At 71.1% G+C, this 22,742-nt stretch carries 21 protein-coding genes; 12 read left to right on the forward strand and 9 right to left on the reverse strand.

Translation table 11 applies throughout. The features are described 5' to 3' along the window. Positions 1 to 156: 156 nt before the first annotated feature. The gene (locus ACF1B9_RS04695; protein WP_266358490.1) at positions 157 to 981 is read right to left on the reverse strand and encodes a purine-nucleoside phosphorylase; all 825 of its coding nucleotides are present in this window, start codon (positions 979 to 981) and stop codon (positions 157 to 159) included. A gap of 111 nt (positions 982 to 1,092) precedes the next feature. Continuing rightward, entirely contained in the window at positions 1,093 to 1,530 is a 438-nt protein-coding gene (locus ACF1B9_RS04700; RefSeq protein ID WP_351082125.1) for a gamma-glutamylcyclotransferase, read from the reverse strand. A gap of 248 nt (positions 1,531 to 1,778) precedes the next feature. On the opposite strand from ACF1B9_RS04700, the gene ACF1B9_RS04705 reads away from it, so the two are divergent. Together ACF1B9_RS04705 and ACF1B9_RS04710 are read left to right on the forward strand one after the other, a co-directional pair. Further along, positions 1,779 to 3,218: an NAD(P)H-quinone dehydrogenase gene (locus ACF1B9_RS04705; protein WP_391739331.1), complete on the forward strand. Its 1,440-nt coding sequence runs from the start codon at positions 1,779 to 1,781 to the stop codon at positions 3,216 to 3,218. A 224-nt stretch (positions 3,219 to 3,442) separates the two neighbouring features. Beyond that, positions 3,443 to 4,408, forward strand: a complete 966-nt coding sequence (locus ACF1B9_RS04710; RefSeq protein WP_391739048.1) for a DeoR/GlpR family DNA-binding transcription regulator — start codon at positions 3,443 to 3,445, stop codon at positions 4,406 to 4,408. A gap of 178 nt (positions 4,409 to 4,586) precedes the next feature. Here ACF1B9_RS04710 and ACF1B9_RS04715 read toward each other — a convergent pair whose 3' ends face one another. Then, positions 4,587 to 5,186 (reverse strand): helix-turn-helix domain-containing protein, encoded by a 600-nt coding sequence (locus ACF1B9_RS04715; RefSeq protein ID WP_351082128.1) that lies wholly within the window; start codon positions 5,184 to 5,186, stop codon positions 4,587 to 4,589. Positions 5,187 to 5,540: 354 nt separating this feature from the next. Then, on the reverse strand, positions 5,541 to 7,295 hold the full coding sequence (locus ACF1B9_RS04720) for an acetyl/propionyl/methylcrotonyl-CoA carboxylase subunit alpha (protein WP_391739049.1): 1,755 nt from the start codon (positions 7,293 to 7,295) through the stop codon (positions 5,541 to 5,543). 440 nt (positions 7,296 to 7,735) lie between these two features. Between ACF1B9_RS04720 and ACF1B9_RS04725 the strand changes: the two genes are divergently transcribed. Beyond that, complete coding sequence (locus ACF1B9_RS04725) at positions 7,736 to 8,191, forward strand: hypothetical protein (protein WP_391739050.1); 456 nt, start codon at positions 7,736 to 7,738, stop codon at positions 8,189 to 8,191. 97 nt (positions 8,192 to 8,288) lie between these two features. Here ACF1B9_RS04725 and ACF1B9_RS04730 read toward each other — a convergent pair whose 3' ends face one another. The 4 genes from ACF1B9_RS04730 to ACF1B9_RS04745 form a co-directional block, all read right to left on the reverse strand. Continuing rightward, positions 8,289 to 8,906, reverse strand: a complete 618-nt coding sequence (locus tag ACF1B9_RS04730) for a nucleoside triphosphate pyrophosphatase (protein WP_391739052.1) — start codon at positions 8,904 to 8,906, stop codon at positions 8,289 to 8,291. A gap of 12 nt (positions 8,907 to 8,918) precedes the next feature. Beyond that, positions 8,919 to 9,047, reverse strand: a complete 129-nt coding sequence (gene mmpB, locus ACF1B9_RS04735; protein WP_093900106.1) for a morphogenic membrane protein MmpB — start codon at positions 9,045 to 9,047, stop codon at positions 8,919 to 8,921. 191 nt (positions 9,048 to 9,238) lie between these two features. Continuing rightward, positions 9,239 to 9,448, reverse strand: coding sequence for an acyl-CoA carboxylase epsilon subunit (locus tag ACF1B9_RS04740; protein ID WP_391739053.1), 210 nt, complete (start codon positions 9,446 to 9,448; stop codon positions 9,239 to 9,241). A gap of 14 nt (positions 9,449 to 9,462) precedes the next feature. Next, a complete protein-coding gene (locus ACF1B9_RS04745) occupies positions 9,463 to 11,055 on the reverse strand; it encodes an acyl-CoA carboxylase subunit beta (RefSeq protein WP_391739054.1) in 1,593 nt (530 codons plus the stop codon). Between the two features lie 134 nt (positions 11,056 to 11,189). Here ACF1B9_RS04745 and ACF1B9_RS04750 point away from each other — a divergent pair, with 134 nt between their 5' ends. The 5 genes from ACF1B9_RS04750 (at position 11,190) to hutH (ending at position 17,334) form a co-directional block, all read left to right on the forward strand. Further along, positions 11,190 to 12,095 (forward strand): biotin--[acetyl-CoA-carboxylase] ligase, encoded by a 906-nt coding sequence (locus tag ACF1B9_RS04750; protein WP_391739056.1) that lies wholly within the window; start codon positions 11,190 to 11,192, stop codon positions 12,093 to 12,095. A 225-nt stretch (positions 12,096 to 12,320) separates the two neighbouring features. Next, on the forward strand, positions 12,321 to 13,490 hold the full coding sequence (locus ACF1B9_RS04755; protein WP_391739058.1) for an adenylate/guanylate cyclase domain-containing protein: 1,170 nt from the start codon (positions 12,321 to 12,323) through the stop codon (positions 13,488 to 13,490). Positions 13,491 to 13,646: 156 nt separating this feature from the next. Further along, positions 13,647 to 14,459: an enoyl-CoA hydratase/isomerase family protein gene (locus tag ACF1B9_RS04760; RefSeq protein WP_391739060.1), complete on the forward strand. Its 813-nt coding sequence runs from the start codon at positions 13,647 to 13,649 to the stop codon at positions 14,457 to 14,459. Between the two features lie 85 nt (positions 14,460 to 14,544). Next, positions 14,545 to 15,705, forward strand: a complete 1,161-nt coding sequence (locus ACF1B9_RS04765; protein WP_391739061.1) for a diguanylate cyclase domain-containing protein — start codon at positions 14,545 to 14,547, stop codon at positions 15,703 to 15,705. 78 nt (positions 15,706 to 15,783) lie between these two features. After that, on the forward strand, positions 15,784 to 17,334 hold the full coding sequence (gene hutH, locus ACF1B9_RS04770; RefSeq protein WP_391739063.1) for a histidine ammonia-lyase: 1,551 nt from the start codon (positions 15,784 to 15,786) through the stop codon (positions 17,332 to 17,334). Positions 17,335 to 17,393: 59 nt separating this feature from the next. On the opposite strand, the gene ACF1B9_RS04775 is transcribed toward hutH, so the two are convergent. Continuing rightward, positions 17,394 to 17,681 carry a hypothetical protein gene (locus tag ACF1B9_RS04775; protein WP_391739065.1) on the reverse strand — a complete coding sequence of 96 codons (288 nt, stop codon included), beginning with the start codon at positions 17,679 to 17,681 and terminating at the stop codon, positions 17,394 to 17,396. A 108-nt stretch (positions 17,682 to 17,789) separates the two neighbouring features. Between ACF1B9_RS04775 and ACF1B9_RS04780 the strand changes: the two genes are divergently transcribed. From ACF1B9_RS04780 to ACF1B9_RS04795, 4 genes are all read left to right on the forward strand, one after another. After that, positions 17,790 to 18,185 (forward strand): hypothetical protein, encoded by a 396-nt coding sequence (locus tag ACF1B9_RS04780; RefSeq protein ID WP_391739066.1) that lies wholly within the window; start codon positions 17,790 to 17,792, stop codon positions 18,183 to 18,185. A 291-nt stretch (positions 18,186 to 18,476) separates the two neighbouring features. After that, positions 18,477 to 19,745 carry an Ig-like domain-containing protein gene (locus ACF1B9_RS04785; protein WP_391739067.1) on the forward strand — a complete coding sequence of 423 codons (1,269 nt, stop codon included), beginning with the start codon at positions 18,477 to 18,479 and terminating at the stop codon, positions 19,743 to 19,745. A gap of 165 nt (positions 19,746 to 19,910) precedes the next feature. After that, entirely contained in the window at positions 19,911 to 21,374 is a 1,464-nt protein-coding gene (locus ACF1B9_RS04790) for an ABC transporter permease (protein ID WP_391739069.1), read from the forward strand. 44 nt (positions 21,375 to 21,418) lie between these two features. Next, a complete protein-coding gene (locus ACF1B9_RS04795) occupies positions 21,419 to 22,102 on the forward strand; it encodes an ABC transporter ATP-binding protein (RefSeq protein ID WP_391739070.1) in 684 nt (227 codons plus the stop codon). Positions 22,103 to 22,742: the final 640 nt, after the last annotated feature.

Genomic DNA, 22,742 nt, shown 5'->3' on the forward strand with positions numbered 1-22,742 from the left:
GGAGGGGATGGGGCTCGTCACAGTCGAGCCCTTCCGGCGTTCGAGGAGCGGGCGTCCGGGGCGGCGCCCCCGGTCACGGGAAGGGGGCGGGCGGGGGACGGGCGCGCCGCGGGCGCACCGCACCCGCACCGCACCCCCCGGCACCGCCGGATCCGCTCAGATCCGTTCGAGCACCCGTGCCAGCAACGCCCCCATCCGCGTGGCCGAGTCGCGCCCGGCCTGCAGCACCTCTTCATGGTTGAGCGGCTCTCCGCTCAGTCCCGCCGCCAGGTTGGTGACCAGGGAGATGCCCAGCACCTCGGCCCCCGCCTCCCGTGCGGCGATCGCCTCCAGCACGGTGGACATGCCGACCAGGTCGCCGCCCATGACGCGGACCATGTTGATCTCGGCCGGGGTCTCGTAGTGCGGGCCGGGGAACTGCACGTAGACACCCTCTTCGAGGGTCTCGTCGACCTCCTTGCACAGCGCGCGCAGCCGCGGCGAGTACAGATCGGTCAGGTCGACGAAGTTGGCACCGATGATGGGGGACGCCGCGGTCAGGTTGATGTGGTCGCTGATCAGGACCGGCTGGCCGGGGCGCATGCCCTCGCGCAGACCGCCGCAGCCGTTCGTCAGGACGACGGTCTTGCAGCCCGCGGCGACGGCGGTACGCACCCCGTGGGCGACGGCGGCGACGCCGCGGCCCTCGTAGAAGTGCGTCCGGCCGAGGAAGACCAGGGCACGCTTCTCGCCGATCCGGTACGAGCGGATCGTGCCGCCGTGCCCCTGCACGGCGGGCGCCGGGAAGCCGGGCAGGTCGGTCACCGGGAACTCGGCCTCCGGGGTGCCGAGCGCATCGCCCGCGGGTGCCCAGCCGGAACCCATCACGAGCGCGACGTCGTGGGTCTCGGCGCCGGTCAGCTCGCGCAGGCGGGCGGCGGCGTCGGCGGCGGCGGCGTACGGGTCGCCCTGGATGTTGTCCGGAATAACTGATGCGTTCACGCGGATGAGGGTAACCGGTGATTCCCTACGCGCGTAGATGCTCATGTGCAGAGACTGCATCCGCTTCGTCGTACATTCACACAAAAGCGCTGGTCCGCCGGGTCGGCGGCGTCAGCAGGGTCGCTTGCGCAGTTCCATCACATAGTCGTGCGGCGCGCCCGCGGACTCCGCGGCATCCGCGATCTCGCCCAGATAGCGGGCGGACGGCAGCCCGCCCTCGTACCCGTTCAGCACATACATCCAGGCCGGCTCCTCGCCGTCCAGGGTGTGCACGCGCACCCGCATCCGCCGGTAGATGTCCAGACCGACGCCCTCCCACCGGTCCATGGAGTCCTCGTCCATCGGCGCGATGTCGTACAGCGCCACGAAGACCTGGGAACGGGGGGCCTCCACGACCGTGGCGAGCGCGCCTTCCCAGCCCATCTGCTCCCCGCCGAAGGTCAGCCGCCAGCCGTTGAGCCAGCCGGTGCCGCGCAGCGGGGAATGCGGTGCGCGGCGCGTCATCAGCCGCGCGTCGAGGTTGCCGGCGTACGCGGCGTAGAGCGACATGGGTTCGAGGGTACGGGAGGTGGTGGGGAGAACGTCGATTCCTGTGAGGAAGACCCCGTACGGGGTTCCGTTTCCCGTTCCGGACCCCCGTCGCGCACGTCTTGGCGCACGTATGGAGGGCCCCGGGGCGAAGCACCTTGGCGCGTGCGGGACAATGAAGTACGTACTGCATTCCCCGGGGCGACCCCCCGGACCCCCGGCCGGGGCAGCGGACGGCCGCGGGATGACACATGCGAGGCGGACTTTTCGTGACCCGGATCGTGATCATCGGCGGCGGACCCGGCGGGTACGAGGCGGCGTTGGTGGGCGCCCAGCTCGGCGCGGAGGTGACCGTCGTCGACTGCGACGGCCTCGGCGGCGCGTCCGTGCTGACCGACTGCGTGCCCTCGAAGACCCTGATCGCGACGGCCGAGGTGATGACCACGTTCGACTCTTCGTACGAGGAGTTGGGCATCATCGTCGCGGACGACACCCCGCACATCGAGCAGGCGGCCCGCGTCGTCGGCGTCGACCTCGGCAAGGTCAACCGGCGGGTGAAGCGCCTGGCGCTCGCCCAGTCCCACGACATCACCGCCTCCGTCACGCGTGCGGGGGCGCGCGTGATGCGGGGCCGGGGCCGCCTCGAAGGCCTGCAGGCCGCCGACGGCTCCCGCCAGGTCGTCGTGACCGCCGCCGACGGCACGGAGGAGACCCTCACCGCCGACGCCGTGCTGATCGCGACCGGTGGCCACCCCCGGGAGATTCCGGATGCGCTTCCCGACGGCGAGCGCATCCTGAACTGGACCCAGGTCTACGACCTCGACGAGCTCCCCGAGGAGCTCATCGTGGTCGGCTCCGGTGTGACGGGTGCCGAGTTCGCGGGCGCCTACCAGGCGCTCGGCTCGCGCGTCACCCTCGTCTCGTCCCGCGACCGGGTGCTGCCGGGCGAGGACCCGGACGCGGCCGCCGTGCTGGAGGACGTCTTCCGTCGCCGCGGCATGAACGTCATGGCCCGCTCCCGTGCCCAGGCGGCCAAGCGGGTCGGCGACCGGGTCGAGGTCACCCTCGCCGACGGCCGGGTCATCTCCGGTTCGCACTGCCTGATGGCGGTCGGCGCGATCCCGAACAGTGCGGGCATGGGCCTGGAGGAGGCCGGGGTCCGGCTCAAGGAGTCCGGCCACATCTGGACCGACAAGGTCTCCCGCACCAGCGCCCCCGGCGTCTACGCGGCCGGTGACGTCACCGGGATCTTCGCCCTGGCCTCGGTCGCGGCCATGCAGGGCCGGATCGCGATGTACCACTTCCTGGGCGACGCGGTGACACCGCTGAATCTGAAGACGGTCTCCTCGAACGTCTTCACCGACCCCGAGATCGCCACCGTCGGCTACACCCAGGCCGATGTCGACGCGGGCCGGATAGACGCCCGAGTGGTCAAGCTGCCGCTGCTGCGCAATCCGCGCGCCAAGATGCAGGGCATCCGTGACGGCTTCGTCAAGATCTTCTGCCGGCCGGGCACCGGGATCGTGGTCGGCGGCTGCGTCGTCGCACCGCGGGCGAGCGAGCTGATTCACCCGATCTCGCTCGCGGTCGACAACAATTTGACGGTCGAACAGATCGCAAACGCTTTCACCGTGTACCCGTCCCTGTCGGGATCGATCGCGGAAGTGGCCCGTCAGTTGCACACCCGCAAGCTCGCGGGCGAGGCCTGACGGCCTGGTGCACGACAGGGAGCGGATCAGGCCGTAAGAGGCTTCGGATCCGGGCAGTCCCCGGCAACTCCCTGGCACGTCGGGTGTCCGGGTGGCCGTCGGGTGATCAGTGCGGAACAACAAGGGGGTCACCCTTACCACTTGGCGGCCCCTTCTACGCACAACTTCTCTTATTCGGCGCAAACTGCTGAAAACACTCGGGCGGTCACGTTACTGTCAGTTTCGTGTTCGCTGCAGAACGTCGTCAATTGATCCTCGAAATGGTGCGTGCCAACGGGGCGGTATCGCTCCGTGAGCTCGCCCGCGTCGTCCAGACCTCCGAAGTGACCGTACGGCGGGACGTGCGGGCACTGGAGGCAGAAGGACTCCTCGACCGCCGGCACGGCGGTGCGGTTTTGCCGGGCGGTTTTACGCGGGAGTCCGGCTTTCCGCAGAAATCCCATCTCGCGACCGCGGAGAAGACGGCCATCGCCGACCTGGCCGCCGGTCTCGTCGAAGAGGGCGAGGCCATCGTCGTCGGTGCCGGTACGACCACGCAGGAGCTGGCCCGCCGGCTCGCGCGGATCCCCGGTCTGACCGTCGTCACCAACTCCCTCCTGGTCGCCCAGGCGTTGGCCCATGCCAACCGGGTGGAAGTGGTGATGACCGGCGGAACGCTGCGCGGTTCCAACTACGCCCTGGTGGGCAGCGGTGCCGAGCAGTCCCTCCAGGGGCTGCGGGTCTCGCGCGCGTTCCTCTCCGGGAGCGGGCTCACGGCGGAGCGCGGCCTCTCCACGTCCAACATGCTCTCGGCGAGCGTGGACCGGGCCCTGGTGCAGGCGGCGGCGGAGGTGGTGGTCCTGGCGGACCACACCAAACTCGGCTCCGACACCATGTTCCAGACGGTGCCGACGGATCTGATCACCCGCCTGGTGACGGACGAGCCGCCCGGCCACGACGACCGTGCCGCCACCGAACTGCAGGCCCTGGCGGATCAGGGGGTGCAGATCGCGGTGGCCGGCGCGGGCAGTGGCCCCGCACCGGCCGAAGCCGTTCCCCCGGGCCGCCAGGCCCGCCGCGACATGCCGCTGCCCGGTCAGCGCCGTACGCGCGCAGGTGGGCCCGGGCCGCAGCAGTTGCGCAGCGCGGCAGGCCTGGCGGAACAGAGCCAGGGGGACCGGGCGAGAGTGGCGGATCTGCGACGCCGGTAGAGGGCGGTGCGGGTGCGGTTCGCCCGCGGCGGGCGCGTTCCGCGCCGCGCCCGTCGGAATCAAGCCGTTCCGGTGATCGACGACCGGGGGAGCCGGGGGAGGCGCCACCGGTCACGGCAGAGGCGGGCGGAGGGACGAACCCGGCACCGCGACCCCGTCGCCATCCGCCCCCGCGTGCTCAATTCGCCTCCGCGTTCGGCCCCTTCAGCCCCTGCAAGGTCAGCATCAGCAGCCGACTCGCCAACTCCGGGTCGTCCGGCGACTGTTCGGCGGCCAGCGCGATCGCGTTCGTCAGCTGCATCAGGTCGTCTATGGACACATCCGCCCGTACGGCCCCGCTCGCCTGAGCCCGCCCCAGCAGCACCGCCCCCGCCTCGCGCAGCGGCACATTGCACTGCGACAGCGCAGAAGTCTCGTCCCGTGACGTCGACATGAGCGCCTGGGCGAGCCCGCGGTACTCGCCCGCGTGAGTGATGATCGCGCCCAGCCACTCCACCAGGCCCCGGCACGGCTGCCGGGCCCCCGCGAGCTCCCGCGAACGGTTGATCAGGGAGGTCAGCGCCTCCTGGAAGACGGCGTTCATCAGCGCGTGCCGGTTCGGGAAGTGCCGGTACAGCGTGCCGATCCCCACGCCCGCGCGTCGCGCGATGTCCTCCAGGGACGCGTCGGTGCCGTGTTCCGCGAAGGCGGTACGGGCCTCGCCCAGCAGCCGGTCGTAATTGCGGCGCGCGTCGGCGCGCATGGGCCGGGCCGATGTCTGTGCCGTGCTCATCGCCATTGGGCAGTCCTCCCTTTTTCCGCCCCGGGGTCCAGGATGCCATTGCGGGTCCGGAGGGAGTTTCCGCACCGCCCGGGGCCGGCCTTCCGACACTGCCCCCGACCCTGACCCCCTCGCTCGTCGCGAGGGCGCCGGCTGCGCCGTCCGCCGAGTTTCCGCCAAGTTCTCCGCCGAGGAGTGACACGACGCCGATGCAGAACAGCCGGGGGGGGGGGGGGGGGGGGGGCCCCCCCGGGGCCCCCCCCCCCCCCCGCCCGGCCCCCCCCCCCCCCCCCCCCCCCCCCCCCCCCCCCGCCGCGGGCCCCCCCCCCCCCCCCCCCCCCCCCCGGTGCGACGACGGGCCGACCCCGTCGCTCAGTCCTTGATCTCGCAGATCACGGCGCCGGACGAGATCGAGCTGCCGACCTCGGCGACGAGTCCCTTGATGGTGCCGGCGCGGTGCGCGTTGAGCGGCTGCTCCATCTTCATGGCCTCCAGGACGACGACCAGATCGCCCTCCTGGACCACCTGGCCCTCCTCGACGGCGACCTTGACGATGGTGCCCTGCATCGGGGACGCCAGCGTGTCGCCGGAGACCGCGGAGCCGGACTTCTTCGCCGCCCGGCGCTTGGGCTTGGCGCCCGCCGCGAGTCCGGTACGGGCCAGGCTCATCCCCAGCGACGAGGGCAGCGAGACCTCAAGACGCTTGCCGCCGACCTCGACGACGACGGTCTCGCGACCGGTCTCCTCCTCAGCCTCCACATCGGCGGCGGCGGTGAAGGGCTTGATGTCGTTGACGAACTCGGTCTCGATCCACCGGGTGTGGACCCGGAACGGGTCACTGGTGAACGCCGGGTCGGCCACGACGGCACGGTGGAACGGAATGGCGGTGGCCATGCCCTCGACATGGAACTCGGCCAGCGCACGCGCCGCCCGCTGCAGCGCCTGCTCACGGGTCGCGCCGGTCACGACGAGCTTCGCCAGCAGCGAGTCCCAGGCGGGCCCGATGACGGAACCGGACTCCACGCCCGCGTCGAGGCGGACACCGGGGCCGGTCGGCGGGGAGAAGACGGTGACGGTGCCCGGGGCGGGCAGGAAGCCGCGGCCCGGGTCCTCGCCGTTGATCCGGAACTCGAAGGAGTGCCCGCGCACGGCCGGGTCGTCGTAGCCGAGTTCCTCGCCGTCGGCGATGCGGAACATCTCGCGGACGAGGTCGAGGCCGGTGACCTCCTCGGTGACCGGGTGCTCGACCTGGAGCCGGGTGTTGACCTCCAGGAACGAGATGGTGCCGTCCGTGCCGACGAGGAACTCCACGGTGCCCGCACCGACGTATCCGGCCTCCTTGAGGATGGCCTTCGACGCCGCGTACAGCTCCGCGTTCTGTGCCTTCGAGAGGAACGGCGCGGGGGCCTCCTCGACCAGCTTCTGGTGGCGGCGCTGGAGCGAGCAGTCACGGGTGGACACGACGACGACGTTGCCGTGGGTGTCGGCCAGGCACTGCGTCTCGACGTGGCGCGGCTTGTCGAGGTAGCGCTCCACGAAGCACTCGCCACGGCCGAACGCCGCCACGGCCTCACGGACCGCGGAGTCGTACAGCTCCGGGATCTCCTCCAGCGTGCGCGCCACCTTCAGCCCGCGACCGCCACCACCGAAGGCGGCCTTGATCGCGATCGGCAGCCCGTGCTCCTTCGCGAAGGCCACGACCTCGGCGGAGCCCGAGACCGGGTCGGGGGTGCCGGCCACCAGCGGGGCACCGGCCCGCTGGGCGATGTGCCGGGCGGCGACCTTGTCGCCGAGGTCCCGGATCGCCTGCGGCGGCGGGCCGATCCAGGTCAGACCCGCGTCCAGCACGGCCTGGGCGAACTCGGCGTTCTCCGACAGGAAGCCGTAGCCCGGGTGGATCGCGTCCGCCCCCGAGTCCTTGGCAGCCTGGAGCACCTTGGCGATGTCCAGATAGCTGGCGGCCGGGGTGTCACCGCCCAGGGCGAATGCCTCGTCGGCCACGCGTACATGCAGAGCGTCGCGGTCCGGGTCGGCGTAGACGGCCACGCTCCCGATCCCGGCATCCCGGCATGCCCGAGCAACACGGACAGCAATTTCGCCACGGTTGGCGATGAGCACCTTGCGCACGATGGCTCCCTCCTTGAAACAAGCTGAGTTTAGGGACTACCGACACGGCCCTACGACCCGTCCCCACTGGTGAGCTTGCCCACACGGAGTGTGATTCGAGGCTTGCTCAAGTCGCGAAATCCCTTGTGGCACCACGGTACGCCCGGATTCATGACCGCACAGTAGCCACGAGGTGTGGTCCAGGTCTCTGTTCATGCAAGCAGCCCCGCCCGGCGTTTCTTTGTCGAGTCCCCACTAATGGGCGAACGATTCTTTGCCCGTCGCGCGGCGGTCACGGCGAGGGGGCGCAGGGGAAGCGCACGGGTGCGCGTCAGGAGTGCGGGGCGGAAGGGAAGGATGCCCGGGCCCTTGTCCGGGCGTTACCCTCCCCCAAGCTCTTAAGGAGCAGGGGGTACCCCCTGTAGGGTCCGCGCTATCGCACGTACTGCAGGTAACAGGGGGTGAGCACCGTGGTGCGCAGACCGGTGGCGTTCGTGGCGGCGATCGTGCTGTTCGTGGAGGCTGTGGGCATCGTGGTCGTCAACGGCATCCTGGCGACGGTCGTCAGGAACCAGGACATGTCGCTGGCCGGGCTGGAACCCTCCGCCATGGTCAACGGCACCTGGGCGATGGGCGGTGTCTTCGGGCTGTACCTGCTGCTGTGCGGGCTGGTCCTCCTGCTGACCGGCCTCCGCGACCGGGCTCCCGGCCGCATCGGCCGCATCGCCCTCATCACCTGCGCCGTGGTGCACGGGGTGCTGGGCGCGCTGACGGTGGGGCTGGTCGGCTGGGCCGCGTTCGCGTGTCTGATGGTGGTGCTCGGGCTGATCGTGCTGGCGCTGGTGGCGTACGGTCCCGAGTCCGGGACCGGCCGGCCGGCCGAGGACGCCGAGCCGAACGCTCCGGCTCCCGTCTGACCCGAACGGCCGAACGGACGGTCCGGTCCCGAGGCCCGGCTCGGTCGGCCCACCCGAACGGCCGAACCGGACGGCCCGGCGAGGTGGCCGCTCCGGCTCAGCCGCGGACCCACAGCTCGGTGACGGAGATCCCCAGCTCGCCCAGCAGCCGGCGAAGCAGCGGCAGCGAGAGCCCGATGACATTGCCGTGGTCGCCCTCGATGGAGTCGACGAACGGTGCCGAGCGGCCGTCCAGCGTGAAGGCGCCCGCGACGTGGAGCGGCTCGCCCGTGGCCACGTAGGCGGCGATCTCGGCGTCCGTCGGTTCGCCGAAGCGGACGGTCGTGGACGCGGTCGCCGAGGCCGTACGTCCGGTCGCGGTGTCGATCACGCTGTGGCCGGTCCGCAGCACTCCGGCCCGGCCGCGCATGGACTTCCAGCGGGCGATGGCCTCCTCGCCGTCGGCCGGCTTGCCGAGCGCCTCGCCGTCGAGTTCGAGCACCGAGTCGCACCCGATGACCAGGGCGCCCGCCGCCTCGGGCCGGCCGGCCACCGCGGCGGCCTTGGCCTCGGCGAGCACGAGCGCCAGCTCGGCCGGTGTCGGGGCGCTCAGCGCCTCCTCGTCCACCCCGCTGACGATCACCTCGGGTGCGAATCCGGCCTGCCGCAGAAGGCCGAGACGGGCGGGGGAGGCGGAGGCGAGCACGAGACGGCGCTGATCAGTCATACGCGCCATCGTAGAAGCCCCTCACCGTGTCCCGAGCACGAACATCGCGACCACCATCGCGAGCGCGAGCACCAGCCCCGCGCGCCGCATCATGTCCTGGGCGTCGCGCAGTTCCTTCGGCGGCTTGTTCTCCGGGTCGGACCACAGCATGGGACCGATCCTGCTGCGGGGCCGGGCGGCGCGCCTGAGTACGGGTACTCAGGCGCCCTGGTGCGTACGGGCCAGATCGCGCCCGTACGCACCGAGGTCCGGACCCGAAAGGGCCCGGACCTCGGAAAACACGTGCGGACGGGTGACGGCCCGGTCTGCTGGGGAGCGGGGACCGGGCCGTCGTCCCGCGGCTACCCGGGCCAGTACGTCCGCGCCCAGGCCCGCGGCCCCGGCAGATGGCGTTCGCGCCGGGCGATGCGCCCCGGGTCGGACCACTGGCCGGGCACCGCCGGAGCGCCGGGCGACACCTCGGACAGCGGGGCCGCGGCGCGTGCCCGGACCACCGCCAGTGCGGCAGCCAGCTCCTCCGGGGTCGGGTTGCCCCGTACGACCTTGATCATGGTCAGGACCCTTTCTAGAGGGGGATGTTGCCGTGCTTCTTCGGGGGCAGCGACTCCCGCTTGGTGCGCAGCTGGCGCAGCGCCTTGACGATGTGGGCGCGAGTGGTGGACGGCATGATCACCGCGTCGACGTAGCCGCGTTCGGCCGCCACGTACGGGTTGAGCAGCGTGTCCTCGTAGTCGGCGATCAGCTTGGCACGGGTGGCGTCTGCCTCGTCGGGGTCCGTGACGGCGGCGATGGTGCGGCGGTGCAGGATGTTCACCGCGCCCTGCGCCCCCATCACGGCGATCTGCGCGGTCGGCCAGGCGAGGTTGATGTCGGCGCCCAGGTGCTTGGAGCCCATGACGTCGTACGCGCCGCCGAACGCCTTGCGGGTGATCACCGTGATCAGCGGGACGGTCGCCTCCGCGTACGCGTAGATCAGCTTGGCGCCGCGGCGGATGATGCCGCCGTACTCCTGGTCGACGCCGGGCAGGAAGCCGGGGACGTCGACGAAGGTCAGGACGGGCACGTTGAAGGCGTCGCAGGTGCGGACGAACCGCGCCGCCTTCTCGCTCGCGTTGATGTCCAGGCAGCCGGCGAACTGCATCGGCTGGTTGGCGACGATGCCCACCGGATAGCCCTCGACGCGCCCGAAGCCGGTGAGGATGTTCGGGGCGAACAGGGCCTGGGTCTCCAGGAACTCGCCGTCGTCCAGCACGTGCTCGATGGCGGAGTGCATGTCGTACGGATGGTTCGCCGAGTCCGGGATGAGGGTGTCGAGCTCGCGGTCCTCGTCGCTCGTGGTGAGGTCCGCCTCCTCCGGGAAGGCCGGTGCTTCGGAGAGGTTGTTCGAAGGGAGGTACGACAGCAGCGACTTGACGTACTCGATGGCGTCCTTCTCGTCGCCCGCCATGTGATGCGCCACCCCGGAGGTGGTGTTGTGGGTGCGGGCGCCGCCGAGTTCCTCGAAACCGACGTCCTCGCCGGTGACGGTCTTGATGACGTCGGGGCCGGTGATGAACATGTGCGAGGTCTGGTCGACCATGACGGTGAAGTCGGTGATCGCGGGGGAGTAGACCGCGCCGCCCGCGCACGGTCCGACGATCAGCGAGATCTGCGGGACGACGCCCGAGGCGTGCACATTGCGGCGGAAGATCTCGGCGAACAGGCCGAGCGCTGCCACGCCTTCCTGGATACGGGCGCCGCCGCCGTCGTTGATGCCGATGACCGGGCAGCCGGTCTTCAGCGCGAAGTCCATCACCTTGACGATCTTCTCACCGTAGACCTCGCCGAGCGATCCGCCGAAGATGGTGAAGTCCTGCGAATACACGCAGACGGGGCGGCCGTCGACCGTGCCGTAGCCGGTGACGACACCGTCCCCGTACGGGCGGTTCTTCTCGATGCCGAAGTTGGTGGAGCGGTGCCGGGCGAACTCGTCGAGTTCCACGAAGGAACCCTCGTCCAGCAGGAGGTCGATCCGCTCGCGGGCGGTCAGCTTGCCCTTCGCGTGCTGCTTCTCGACCGCGCGCGCGGAGCCCGCGTGCGTCGCTTCGTCGATTCGGTGCTGCAGGTCCGCGATCTTGCCCGCGGTGGTGTGGATGTCGATCTCTTCCGGCTCGGACATCGGGTGGCGGCTCCCTGCCTGGTCACGGGGACGACTGTGCTGCTGATCAGGTACTGAAACACCTACTGATCCGTAGGGTATCGGCGCGGATACGGTTCAGCAGTGCGTCGTTTGCCACACCTAGTCTGGCTTGCATGACACCTTCGGATGCGCCTCACAGCCGCTGGTCGGACCTGGACCGGCCGCCCCTCAACGTCCCCGCGCTGCGCCGCGGGCTGCTGCGGCCGGGCGGCCTGTGGACCTCGCTCGACGTCGTGGAGACCACCGGGTCCACCAACTCCGACCTCGCCGCACGCGCGGCGTCCGGCCTCGCCGAGGGCGCCGTGCTGGTCGCCGAGGAGCAGACCGCGGGCCGCGGGCGCCTCGACCGCACCTGGGCGGCCCCGGCCCGTTCGGGCCTGTTCCTCTCCGTCTTCCTGACGCCCGGCGACGTCCCCGTCCGGCGGTGGGGCTGGCTGCCGTTGCTCACCGGCGTCGCGACGGCTGCGGGCCTGGCCCGCGCGGCGGGCGTCGACACGGCCCTGAAGTGGCCGAACGACCTTCTCGTGACGGTCCCCAGGAGCCCCGACAGGCTCCGTGCGGGGGAGACCCCACGGGGCGAGGAGCGCAAGGCGGGCGGCATCCTGGCCGAGCGCGCCGGGAACGGCGTCGTCGTCGGCATCGGCCTCAACGTGTCCCTGCGCGCCGACGAACTCCCCGCCGCCACGGCCGGCTCGCTGGCCCTGGCCGGGGCGGTCTCCACCGACCGGGAGACGCTGTTGCGGGGCGTACTGCGCTCCCTGGAGCACTGGTACGGCCAGTGGCGCGCGGCGGAGGGCGACGCGGCGGCGAGCGGACTGCAGGAGGCGTACGCGGCGGGCTGCGCGACCCTCGGCCGCAGGGTACGGGCCCAACTGCCCGGCGACCGCACGCTCACCGGCGAGGCCGTGGCGATCGACGGCGACGGCCGCCTGATCCTGTCCACCGACGACGGTCTCCAGGAGCCCGTGTCGGCGGGCGACATCGTGCACCTGCGGGGCGTCGGAGGCGGCCTGGTCTGAGGCGGCGGCACGACGACCGTCCCCCGGCCCGCCCGACACCGGGGGCATGCCTCCTTGCCCTCCCGGAATCCCCCCACCGGCGGAAACCACCCACGCCCACCGGCTCGTCCGAGAACATTCCCGGAGGCCATGGGGACGTGAGCCACGGCACACCTGCCGTATCGTTGAGGCGATCCACCGACAGATCGGCAGGGCAGTGCGCAGGGAACGGGCAGGAGGCGGCTGGTGACCGTCGACGACACGACCTCCGGTGCGGGCGCGGAGCCCCCGTCGGAACCCTCGGTCCACCCGACACCGCATCACGAAGTCGACCATACGGCGGAACCGACCGACGACCCCCTCGCGATCCGGCTGGAACAGCTGATCCTGGGCGCCGACCGTCGCTACACGCCGTTCCAGGCGGCCCGTACCGCCGGTGTCTCGATGGACCTGGCCTCCCGGTTCTGGCGGGCCATGGGCTTCGCCGACATCGGGCAGGCCAGGGCGCTCACCGAGGCCGATGTGCTGGCGCTGCGCCGGCTCGCGGGACTCGTCGAGGCGGGGCTGCTCAGTGAGCCGATGGCCATCCAGGTGGCCCGGTCCACCGGGCAGACCACCGCCCGGCTGGCGGAATGGCAGATCGATTCCTTCCTGGAGGGGCTGACCGAACCGCCCGAGCCCGGAATGACCCGCACCGAGGTCACGTACCCGCTGGTGGAGCTGCTCCTGCCGGAGCTGGAGGAGTTCCTGGTGTACGTGTGGCGGCGCCAGCTCGCCGCCGCCACCGGCCGGGTCGTGCAGGCCGCCGACGACGAGGAGATGGTCGACCGGCGCCTGGCCGTCGGCTTCGCCGACCTCGTCGGATTCACCCGGCTGACCCGGCGGCTGGAGGAGGAGGAGCTCGGCGAGCTGGTCGAGGCGTTCGAGACCACCTCGGCCGACCTGGTCGCCGCCCACGGCGGCAGGCTCATCAAGACCCTCGGCGACGAGGTCCTCTTCGCCGCCGACGACGCGGGCACCGCGGCCGAGATCGCGCTGCGTCTGATCGAGGCGATGACCCAGGACGAGACCATGCCGGCGCTGCGGGTCGGCATCGCGTTCGGCACGGTCACCACCCGAATGGGCGATGTCTTCGGTACGACGGTGAACCTCGCGAGCCGGCTGACCTCGATAGCCCCGAAGGACGCCGTACTGGTGGACGGGGCGTTCGCGGAGGAGCTGACCCGTACCGGCGACGCGCCGGCCTCCGAGGCGCAGGCGGCGGAGGAGGCCGCAGCGGCCGAGAAGGAGCGCCAGGACGGCGTGGAGCCGTCCCTGCCCACGTACCGCTACGGGCTGCAGCCGATGTGGCAGCGCCCGGTGCGCGGCCTCGGTGTGGTGGAGCCCTGGCTGCTGGCACGCCGGGGCACGTCCTAGGTCTTCCGTCCGGATCGGGCGCGGTCGGTGCGCGGTGGCGGGGCACGTCGGCGTGATCCGAACGAGGGGCCCCGGGCCCGAACGCGCCCGGACCACTGTCCGGGGAGCCCCATAGGATCCCTCCGGTAACGATCGTTAACCGGAGGGGTGCCAGTCATGACCGTCACGTCCGAGCAGCGGTTCGGGGAATTCGTCGTCGTACGGGTCCACGAGGGGCAGGAACACGTCGCCGAGCTGGTCCTCGACCGGCCGGGAGCGATGAACGCGGTGTCCACGGACATGGCCCGCTCGATCAATGCGGCCTGCGCCGCGCTCGCCGCCGACCCGGGCGTACGGGTCACCGTCCTCACCTCCAGCCACGAACGGGCCTTCTGCGTGGGCGCGGACCTGAAGGAGCGCAACTCCTTCACCGACGCCGAGCTGCTGCGTCAGCGCCCGACGGCCCGCGCCGCGTACACCGGCGTACTGGAACTGCCGATGCCGACCATCGCGGCCGTGCACGGCTTCGCGCTCGGCGGCGGATTCGAGCTGGCCCTGTCCTGCGACCTGATCGTCGCCGACCGCACGGCCGTGGTGGGGCTGCCCGAGGTGTCGGTCGGTGTCATCCCGGGCGGCGGCGGCACGCAGTTGCTGCCGCGGCGGATCGGCGCGGCGCGCGCCGCCGAGCTGGTCTTCACGGCACGGCGGGTGGAGGCGGCCGAGGCGCGTGAGGCGGGGCTGGTCGACGAACTGGTGGAAGCGGGACGGGACCGGGAGACCGCGCTGGCGCTCGCGGGGCGGATCGCCGCCAACTCCCCGGTGGGGCTGCGGGCCGCCAAGCGGGCGCTGCGCCTGGGGCACGGCCTCGATCTGCGCGCCGGTCTCGAAGTCGAGGACGCCGCCTGGCGGTCGGTGGCCTTCTCCGGTGACCGGGCCGAGGGGGTGGCCGCGTTCAACGAGAAGAGGAAGCCGAACTGGCCCGGCGAGTGACGTTGCGTGTTCAAAGAGACACGCAGTGAACATGATCGAGGTCGCAAACTGATCAAATCACCACAAAACTACATAAGCTGTAGCGATGGGTGATGATGTGCGGCTGCGGGCCGTGGTTTCGCTCGCGCAGACGATGGCGGCGGCGCACACCCCGCGGGGGTCGTGGCGAGCGGCTGCGCTGGGGGCGTGCGAGGCGTTGGGCGGCAGCTTCGCCGCGCTCTCCGTCTGGGAGCGGGGGCGCGGGCGGCTGCGCGTTCTGGTGAACGCGGGCGAACGGGCCGAGGGGGAGGAGGAGTTCCCCGAGGAGGAGGCGTATCCGGTGTACCAGTTCCCGGAGATCACCGAGTTCCTGCACGAGCGGTGGGCCGGTGGCGGTGAGCCGGACGCCTGGGTCGAGACCGCCGACGGTCCGGTGGGCGGGACGCCGTGCGCGGGGGTGCGGGGGTACGGGCGCGGGTACTGCCAACAGCGGGTGGCGGCCCTGCGTCGACGCGGGCGCGGCTGCTGCGTGGTCGCGCCGATCGTGCTGCACGGGCGGGCCTGGGGTGAGCTGTATGTGGCCCGCCCGGTGGGGCAGCCGGTGTTCGGCCGGGAGGACGCGGACTTCGCGACCGTGCTGGCCGCGGTCGTCGCCGCCGGGATCTCCCAGACCGAACGGCTCGAAGAGGTCCGCAAGCTCGCCTTCACCGATCCGCTGACCGGGCTGGCCAACCGCCGTGCCGTCGATGTGCGGCTCGACGAGGCGGTGGAGCGGCACCGGGCGGACGGCGCGGTGATCAGTCTGGTCGTCTGCGACCTCAATGGTCTGAAGCGGGTGAACGACACCCATGGCCATGCCGTCGGGGACCGCCTGCTGGAACGTTTCGGCTCGGTACTGTCCCGCTGCGGCGCCATGCTGCCCGGTGCGCTCGCGGCCCGGCTCGGCGGCGATGAGTTCTGTCTGCTCGCGGTGGGGCCCGAAGTGGACGAGGTGATCCGGGTGGCCGCCGAACTCTGCGAACGGGCAGCCGAGTTGGAGCTCGGTGACGGGGTGGCGTGCGGGATCGCGTCGACCGGTGATCCGATCGGCCCCGTGGTGTCGGCGCGACGGCTCTTCCGGCTGGCGGACGCGGCCCAGTACCGGGCGAAGGCGGCCCGTTCCACGGAGCCGGTGGTGGCGGGGCGCGACGGGGAGGTGATCCGGCTGGCCGACGCGCCGCCCAGGTCCCCGCACGACCGCCGCCACCTGCGCGGCAGCCGCCCCTGACCGTGTGACCGGATGGGTAAGGGGTCAACCGTGCGACCACTAGTGACATGAAGGGATTCAATCCGTACGCTTCTGAATATGGATATGCATACAGTCGTGGTGGGGACGTCCGGTACCACCGCCCAGGACGTCATCGCCGTGGCCCGCGGCAACGCCCGCGTCGAGCTCTCCGCGGACGCCGTGAGCGCGCTCGCCGCCGCCCGCGAGATCGTGGACGCGCTCGCCGCCAAGCCGGAGCCGGTCTACGGCGTCTCCACCGGCTTCGGGGCGCTGGCCAGCCGGCACATCAGCCAGGAGCTCCGCGCACAGCTCCAGCGCAACATCGTCCGCTCGCACGCCGCCGGCATGGGCCCACGGGTCGAGCGCGAGGTCGTCCGCGCTCTGATGTTCCTGCGGCTGAAGACGGTCGCCTCCGGGCACACCGGCGTGCGCCCCGAGGTCGCGCAGACCATGGCCGACGTCCTCAACGCGGGCATCACCCCCGTCGTCCACGAGTACGGCTCGCTCGGCTGCTCCGGCGACCTGGCCCCGCTCTCCCACTGTGCGCTGACGTTGATGGGCGAGGGCGACGCGGAAGGCCCCGACGGCACCGTGCGCCCCGCCGGTGAGCTGCTCGCCGCCCACGGCATCACCCCGGTCGAGCTGCGCGAGAAGGAGGGCCTCGCCCTCCTCAACGGCACCGACGGCATGCTGGGCATGCTCGTCATGGCCCTCGCCGACCTGAAGAACCTCTACACCTCGGCCGACATCACCGCCGCCCTCTCCCTGGAGGCGCTGCTCGGCACGGACAAGGTCCTCGCCCCCGAACTGCACGCCATCCGCCCGCACCCGGGCCAGGGCGCCAGCGCCGACAACATGCTGCGGGTGCTCGCCGGTTCCGGCCTCACGGGCCACCACCAGGACGACGCGCCGCGTGTGCAGGACGCCTACTCCGTGCGCTGCGCTCCCCAGGTCAACGGCGCCGGACGCGACACCCTCGACTACGCCGGGATCGTCGCCGACCGCGAACTGGCCTCCGCCGTCGACAACCCCGTCGTGCTCCCCGACGGCCGGGTCGAGTCCAACGGCAACTTCCACGGCGCCCCCGTCGCGTACGTCCTCGACTTCCTGGCGATCGTCGCGGCCGACCTCGGTTCGATCACCGAGCGCCGCACCGACCGGCTGCTGGACAAGAACCGTTCGCACGGGCTGCCGCCGTTCCTCGCCGACGACGCCGGGGTGGACTCGGGCCTGATGATCGCCCAGTACACCCAGGCCGCCCTGGTCAGCGAGATGAAGCGGCTCGCCGTCCCCGCCTCGGCCGATTCGATCCCGTCCTCCGCGATGCAGGAGGACCACGTCTCCATGGGCTGGTCGGCGGCGCGCAAGCTCCGTACCGCCGTCGACGACCTCGCCCGGATCGTCGCCGTGGAGCTGTACGCGGCGACCCGTGCCATCGAACTGCGCGCCGCGCAGGGCCTCGCGCCCGCCCCGGCCTCGCAGGCGGCCATCGAGGCGTTGCGCGCGGCGGGCGTCCAGGGGCCGGGGCCGGACCGCTTTCTGTCGCCGGACCTGGCCGCGGCGGACGCGTTCGTCCGTACCGGGAGGCTGGTCGCGGCGGTCGAGCCGGTGACCGGACCGCTGGCCTAGAAGAGCACCGCACCGGCCTGGAAGAACGGCCTGGAAGAACGCTGAAGATCCTGGCCTGTTCAGGCGGACAGGGCCTCGGCGCGGCGGACCGAGTAGGTGACGAACGCCGCGCCGATGCCCAGGAACGCCGTGCCGCCGATCAGATACGGGCTGGTGTCGACCCCGGCGCCGGTGTCGGCGAGCCTCGGGCCCGTCGCGGTGTCCTCGGCGGCGGTCGCCTGTCGGATCCGGGCGCCCGGAGCGCCGGCCGATTCGTCCGTCGCGTTGGCGGACGGGACGAACCACAGGGCGGCCAGCAACGTGCCCGCGGCGGTGGCGGTCAGGAGCGGGCGGCGAGCAGCGGCCACGGAATCGATCCCCCTTGTCACAGCCGTGAGTTAGGCCTGTACGCCGATGCTAGTGAAAGCAGCGGGTCGTGGGAAAGTCGCGGGGGCGGGGAGCTTACGCTCCGGCACATGAGCACTTCTGGGACATCACAATTTGTTCGGCTTCGCGTCGAAATGGTGTTGGAGATCACGGACCTGGACGCCCTCAGCGGCACCGCACTGGAGTCCATCGCCGCCGAGTACGGGGAGCCCGGCGGCGAGGCCGCCGAGGAGCGCGTACGGGCCGAGGAGGCCGTACGGGAGGACGGCGCGGAGGCCCTCGCCTCCCTCGTCGATCCGTTCGACCTGGTCAGCGAGGTGCCGGGGGTCGAACTCGCCCAGGCGTCCTGGAGCAGCGAGACCGTCGACTACGACCCGGACGACCCGGACGGCTGGGACCTCGACGAGGACGAGGAGGGCGGCGAAGAGGACTACGAGACCGACGACGTCGACGAGGTGGACGACGGCGTCCCGCACAATGGGTGAGGACGACGGCGGACACAACGGCGTGAGCGGCGGCACGGAGCAACGGGTCCGGCAGGTGTGAAGCACCGGCCCCGGCCCGCTTTCCGTGGGCCGGGGCCGTCGTGCGCACCGGTCTCGCACATACGTGATCGGAAGCGGGAACCACCGCCGCCGCGGATGCGTCGGTGAGTGTTGTTCCCCACATCTCTCTTGGATGTGGAACGAAGGACCCTTTCCATGGGTTCTAGGAACATTGACGGGTTTCGCCGGGCGACGGCGGCTCCGCTCGGGGTTTTTGGGGATTCGGCAACGATGGAGAAGCGTGTGATGACGGGAAGCAAGCGGCGCAGGGGCCTGATGGCCGCGTCCGCACTGCTCGGCGGCGTTCTGGTGCTCACGGCCTGCAACGACGGCGACGCGAGCGGCAGCAGCTCCGAGAGCTCGAAGAAGTCGCAGGCGGCCGAGGTCGACAAGGCGGCCGCCCAGGACGCGTCCGAGGCGCAGATAGCCATCTCGCCGAAGAACGGTGCGACCAACGCGAGCATCAACAACGACGCGAAGGTCACCGTCGCCAAGGGCACGCTGTCCCAGGTCGCCATGACCACGCAGGCCGGTGCGGCCGTCAAGGGCACGCTCGCCGCCGACGGCAAGAGCTGGAAGCCGGACGTCCAGCTGGAGCGCTCGACCACGTACAAGATCAGCGCGACGGCCAAGGACTCCAAGGGCCGCGAGGCGCACGAGAACTCCTCGTTCACCACCGTCTCGCCCGCCAACAGTTTCATAGGCAACTTCACCCCCGAGGACGGCTCCACGGTCGGCGTCGGCATGCCGGTCTCGATCAACTTCAACAAGCCGATCACGGACAAGAAGGCCGTCCAGGCCGGGATCACCGTGACGTCCAGCAGCGGCCAGCAGGTCGTCGGACACTGGTTCAACGCGCAGCGCCTCGACCTGCGCCCCGAGAACTACTGGCAGGGCGGCTCCACCGTCACGCTGAAGCTGGCGCTGGACGGTGTCGAGGGCGCGGACGGCGTCTTCGGTGTGCAGCAGAAGACGGTCACCTTCAAGGTCGGCCGCAACCAGGTCTCGACGGTCGACGCCAACACGAAGATGATGACCGTCACCCAGGACGGCAAGACGATCAAGACCATCCCGATCTCCTCCGGCTCCTCCGCCAACCCCACGTACAACGGGCAGATGGTGATCTCCGAGAAGTTCAAGGAGACCCGGATGAACGGTGCGACGGTCGGCTTCACCGACGGCGACGGCAAGGGCGAGTACGACATCAAGGACGTGCCGCACGCCATGCGGCTCTCCACCTCGGGCACCTTCATCCACGGCAACTACTGGGGCGCGCGGTCGATCTTCGGCAGCGCCAACACCAGCCACGGCTGTGTCGGTCTCGCCGACGTGAAGGGCGCGAACGACGCCGGCCAGCCCGCCGCGTGGTTCTACAACAACTCCCTCGTCGGCGACGTGGTCATCGTCAAGAACTCCCCGGACAAGACCATCACCCCCGACAACGGCCTCAACGGCTGGAACATGAGCTGGGCGGAGTGGACGGCGGGCTCCCAGGCCTGACCCGCACGCACCACCCCTCCCGCAGTCCCGAATCCCGTACGGAGGCGGCGGCACCCGGATCCCCTCGGATCCGCGGCGCCGCCGCCTTCGGCGTACGCAGGTGTTCTCACCCGGCTCTCATCCTGGCCTTAACCCACCATCACGACCGGCTCGTAGCTTCGCGCCATGTTCTTCACCTACCTCCGGCGCGAACTGCGCCGCCGCAGAAAGGCGGCGCTGGTCGTCGCCTCGGGACTCGCCCTGGGCATCGCGCTGGTCATCGTCGTCAGCTCGGTCTCCTCCGGCATGAGCAAGGCCCAGGACAAGGTCCTGCAATCGCTGTACGGCCTCGGTACGGACATGACGGTCACCAAGGCCGCCGTCGCTCCCGGCTCAAGCGGCGGACGCCCGAAGTTCGAGTTCGACGCCAAGGGCAACGGCGACGACTCGACACAGAGCAGCGACCGGGTCCTGGTACAGGGCTTCCAGACGCTGGCCTCCTCCACCGTCGACGCGATCGGCGGACAGAACGGTGTCGCGGACGCCGTCGGCGGACTCAGCCTGAACGTCATGAAGGTCGACGGCCAGTTCAGGCGCGGCGAGTTCAAGCAGCAGGGCGGCACGGGAGGCCAGGACGACCGGGGCGGTCCCGGCGGGCAGGGCGGCGGCGCCGCGCAGCCGCAGGGCGAGGTCAGGGGCGGCGGTGCCTCCTTCGACGTCAACTCCTACTCCGTGTACGGCACCGACGTCACGAAGCAGGCCCTCGGCCCGCTGACCTCCTCGGAGATCACCAAGGGCCGTACGTTCAAGACGTCCGAGACCGACGCGAAGATCGCCGTCGTCGACTCCGCGTACGCCAAGGAGAAGAAGCTCGACGTCGGCAAGACCGTGACCATCCACGGGACCGAGTTCACGATCGTCGGGGTCTCGACCGCCGACAGCGGTGACGCGGCCGCCAACCTCTACATCCCGCTGAAGCAGGCGCAGACTCTCGCCGACTCGAAGAACAAGGTCACCACGGTCTATGTGAAGGCCGCGGACTCGCAGCAGATCGACCAGGTCAAGTCCACCATCCAGAAGAACGTCCCGGGCACGACCGTCACCACCTCCGCCGATCTCGCCGACACCGTCTCCGGCTCCCTCTCCACCGCCTCCGACCTGGCCGCAGGCGTCGGCAAGTGGCTGTCGATCGCGGTTCTGGCCGCCGCCTTCCTGGTCTCCGGACTGCTCACCTCCTCGGCGGTCAGCCGCCGGGTACGGGAGTTCGGCACCCTGAAGGCGCTCGGCTGGAAGAGCGGCCGGGTCACCCGTCAGGTCGTCGGCGAGGCCCTCGTCAACGGACTGCTGGGCGGGGTGCTCGGCATCGCCGTCGGGCTTGCCGGCGCGTACGTCGTGACCGCCATCAGCCCCACCCTCACCGCACAGCTCGGCTCCTCGGGCGGCGGAATGGGCGGCGGCCGGTTCATGGCCGGTCCGGGCGGTCCCGGAGCGGCCAGGACGCTCGACGTAGCACTGACCGCACCCGTCTCGCTCTCCATCATCCTGATCGCCGTCGCCCTGGCCGTGGCGGGCGGGCTGATCGCCGGTGCGTTCGGCGGCTGGCGGGCCTCCCGGCTGCGCCCCGCCGACGCCCTGCGCCGCGTCGAATAGCCCGCCCGGCGCCCAACCCCCCTTGTTCCAGCAGGAGTTGACCCATGTACACGCTCAGAGACGTCACCAAGCGCTATACGCGCGGCAAGACCACCGTCCACGCGCTCGCCGGTGTGGACCTGACCATCGAGGACGGCGGACGGCTCGTCATCCAGGGCCCCACCGGCGGCGGCAAGTCCACTCTGCTGCAGATGCTCGGCGGTCTCGACCGCCCCACGAGCGGCAGCGTCGAACTCGACGGTGTGGACCTCGCGAAGCTCGGGGAGGCCAAGCTCACCAAGGTGCGCGCGCAGAACATCGGCTTCGTCTTCCAGAGCTTCAACCTCATCCCGACGCTCACCGCCCAGGAGAACGTCGAGACCGCGCTCGTACCGCTGGGCGGCAAAGCGTCCGAGCGGCGCAGGCGGGCCGCCGAGGCACTGGACTCCGTCGGACTCGGTGAACGGCTCGGACATCTGCCCGGTGAGATGTCCGGGGGCCAGCAGCAGCGGGTGGCGATCGCCCGAGCGCTGGTGAAGAGGCCGAAGGTGCTGCTCGCCGACGAACCCACCGGCAACCTCGACGAGTCGATGCGCGACGAGGTCATGGAGGTGCTGGAGACCATGTGGAAGGAGCACGGACTGACCTTCATCATGGTCACGCACGACAGCGCCATCGCCCGGCGGGCGCCACGGCTGGCGACCATCCGCAAGGGCGAGGTCACCGTCACGGAGAACGCGGCGGCCTGAGGGGGGACGTGCGGCGGTGTCGGCCGCTCCGTTCGGCGGTGGAACGACCGGCTGGGCCACCGCCACGGAGGCCGTCGCCCGGCTTTGTCTGCCGGCCCTGCGGGGTGCCCGCGTCCGCTTCGGTCCCGGCGGTCGTGCTCACCCGGCCGGCGTTGCTGTCGCTGCCACCATGGGCGACGCGGACCGTCCGCCGAAGCCCTTTCCCCTACCACCGACATGGGCTTTCGCGCAGGCAAGGCACAATGACGCTCGTGCCCGCAACATCGTACGTGTGATCGATCGCCGGTAGCGGATGGTTGATCACGTGCGTAGCGTGGCGTGCGGGGCGGTTTTCCGATCAGGGACACGGGGGTGTCGACGATGTCGTTCGAAGACGAGTGGGGCGCGGAGAAGGCCGCGGAAAGGGAGGGGCCGCGGGCTGGAACGCCCTCACTCACCTGATGGCCGCCGACGTGGACGAGAAGCCGTACGACCCGAACGTCAAGGGGTCCTCCCTCTGGAGCAAGGACGAGGGCGAACCCGGTCTACAGCGAAGCCTTCCTGACCGAGGTCGGAGACTCCATCCGCGACTGGGAGACCCACGACAAGGACGCGTACGACGGCGTCATGAAGAACTGGCAGGGCACGCAGGAAGACCCGA

Source organism: Streptomyces sp. NPDC014727, from assembly GCF_043083485.1.
Taxonomy (GTDB): Bacteria; Actinomycetota; Actinomycetes; order Streptomycetales; family Streptomycetaceae; genus Streptomyces.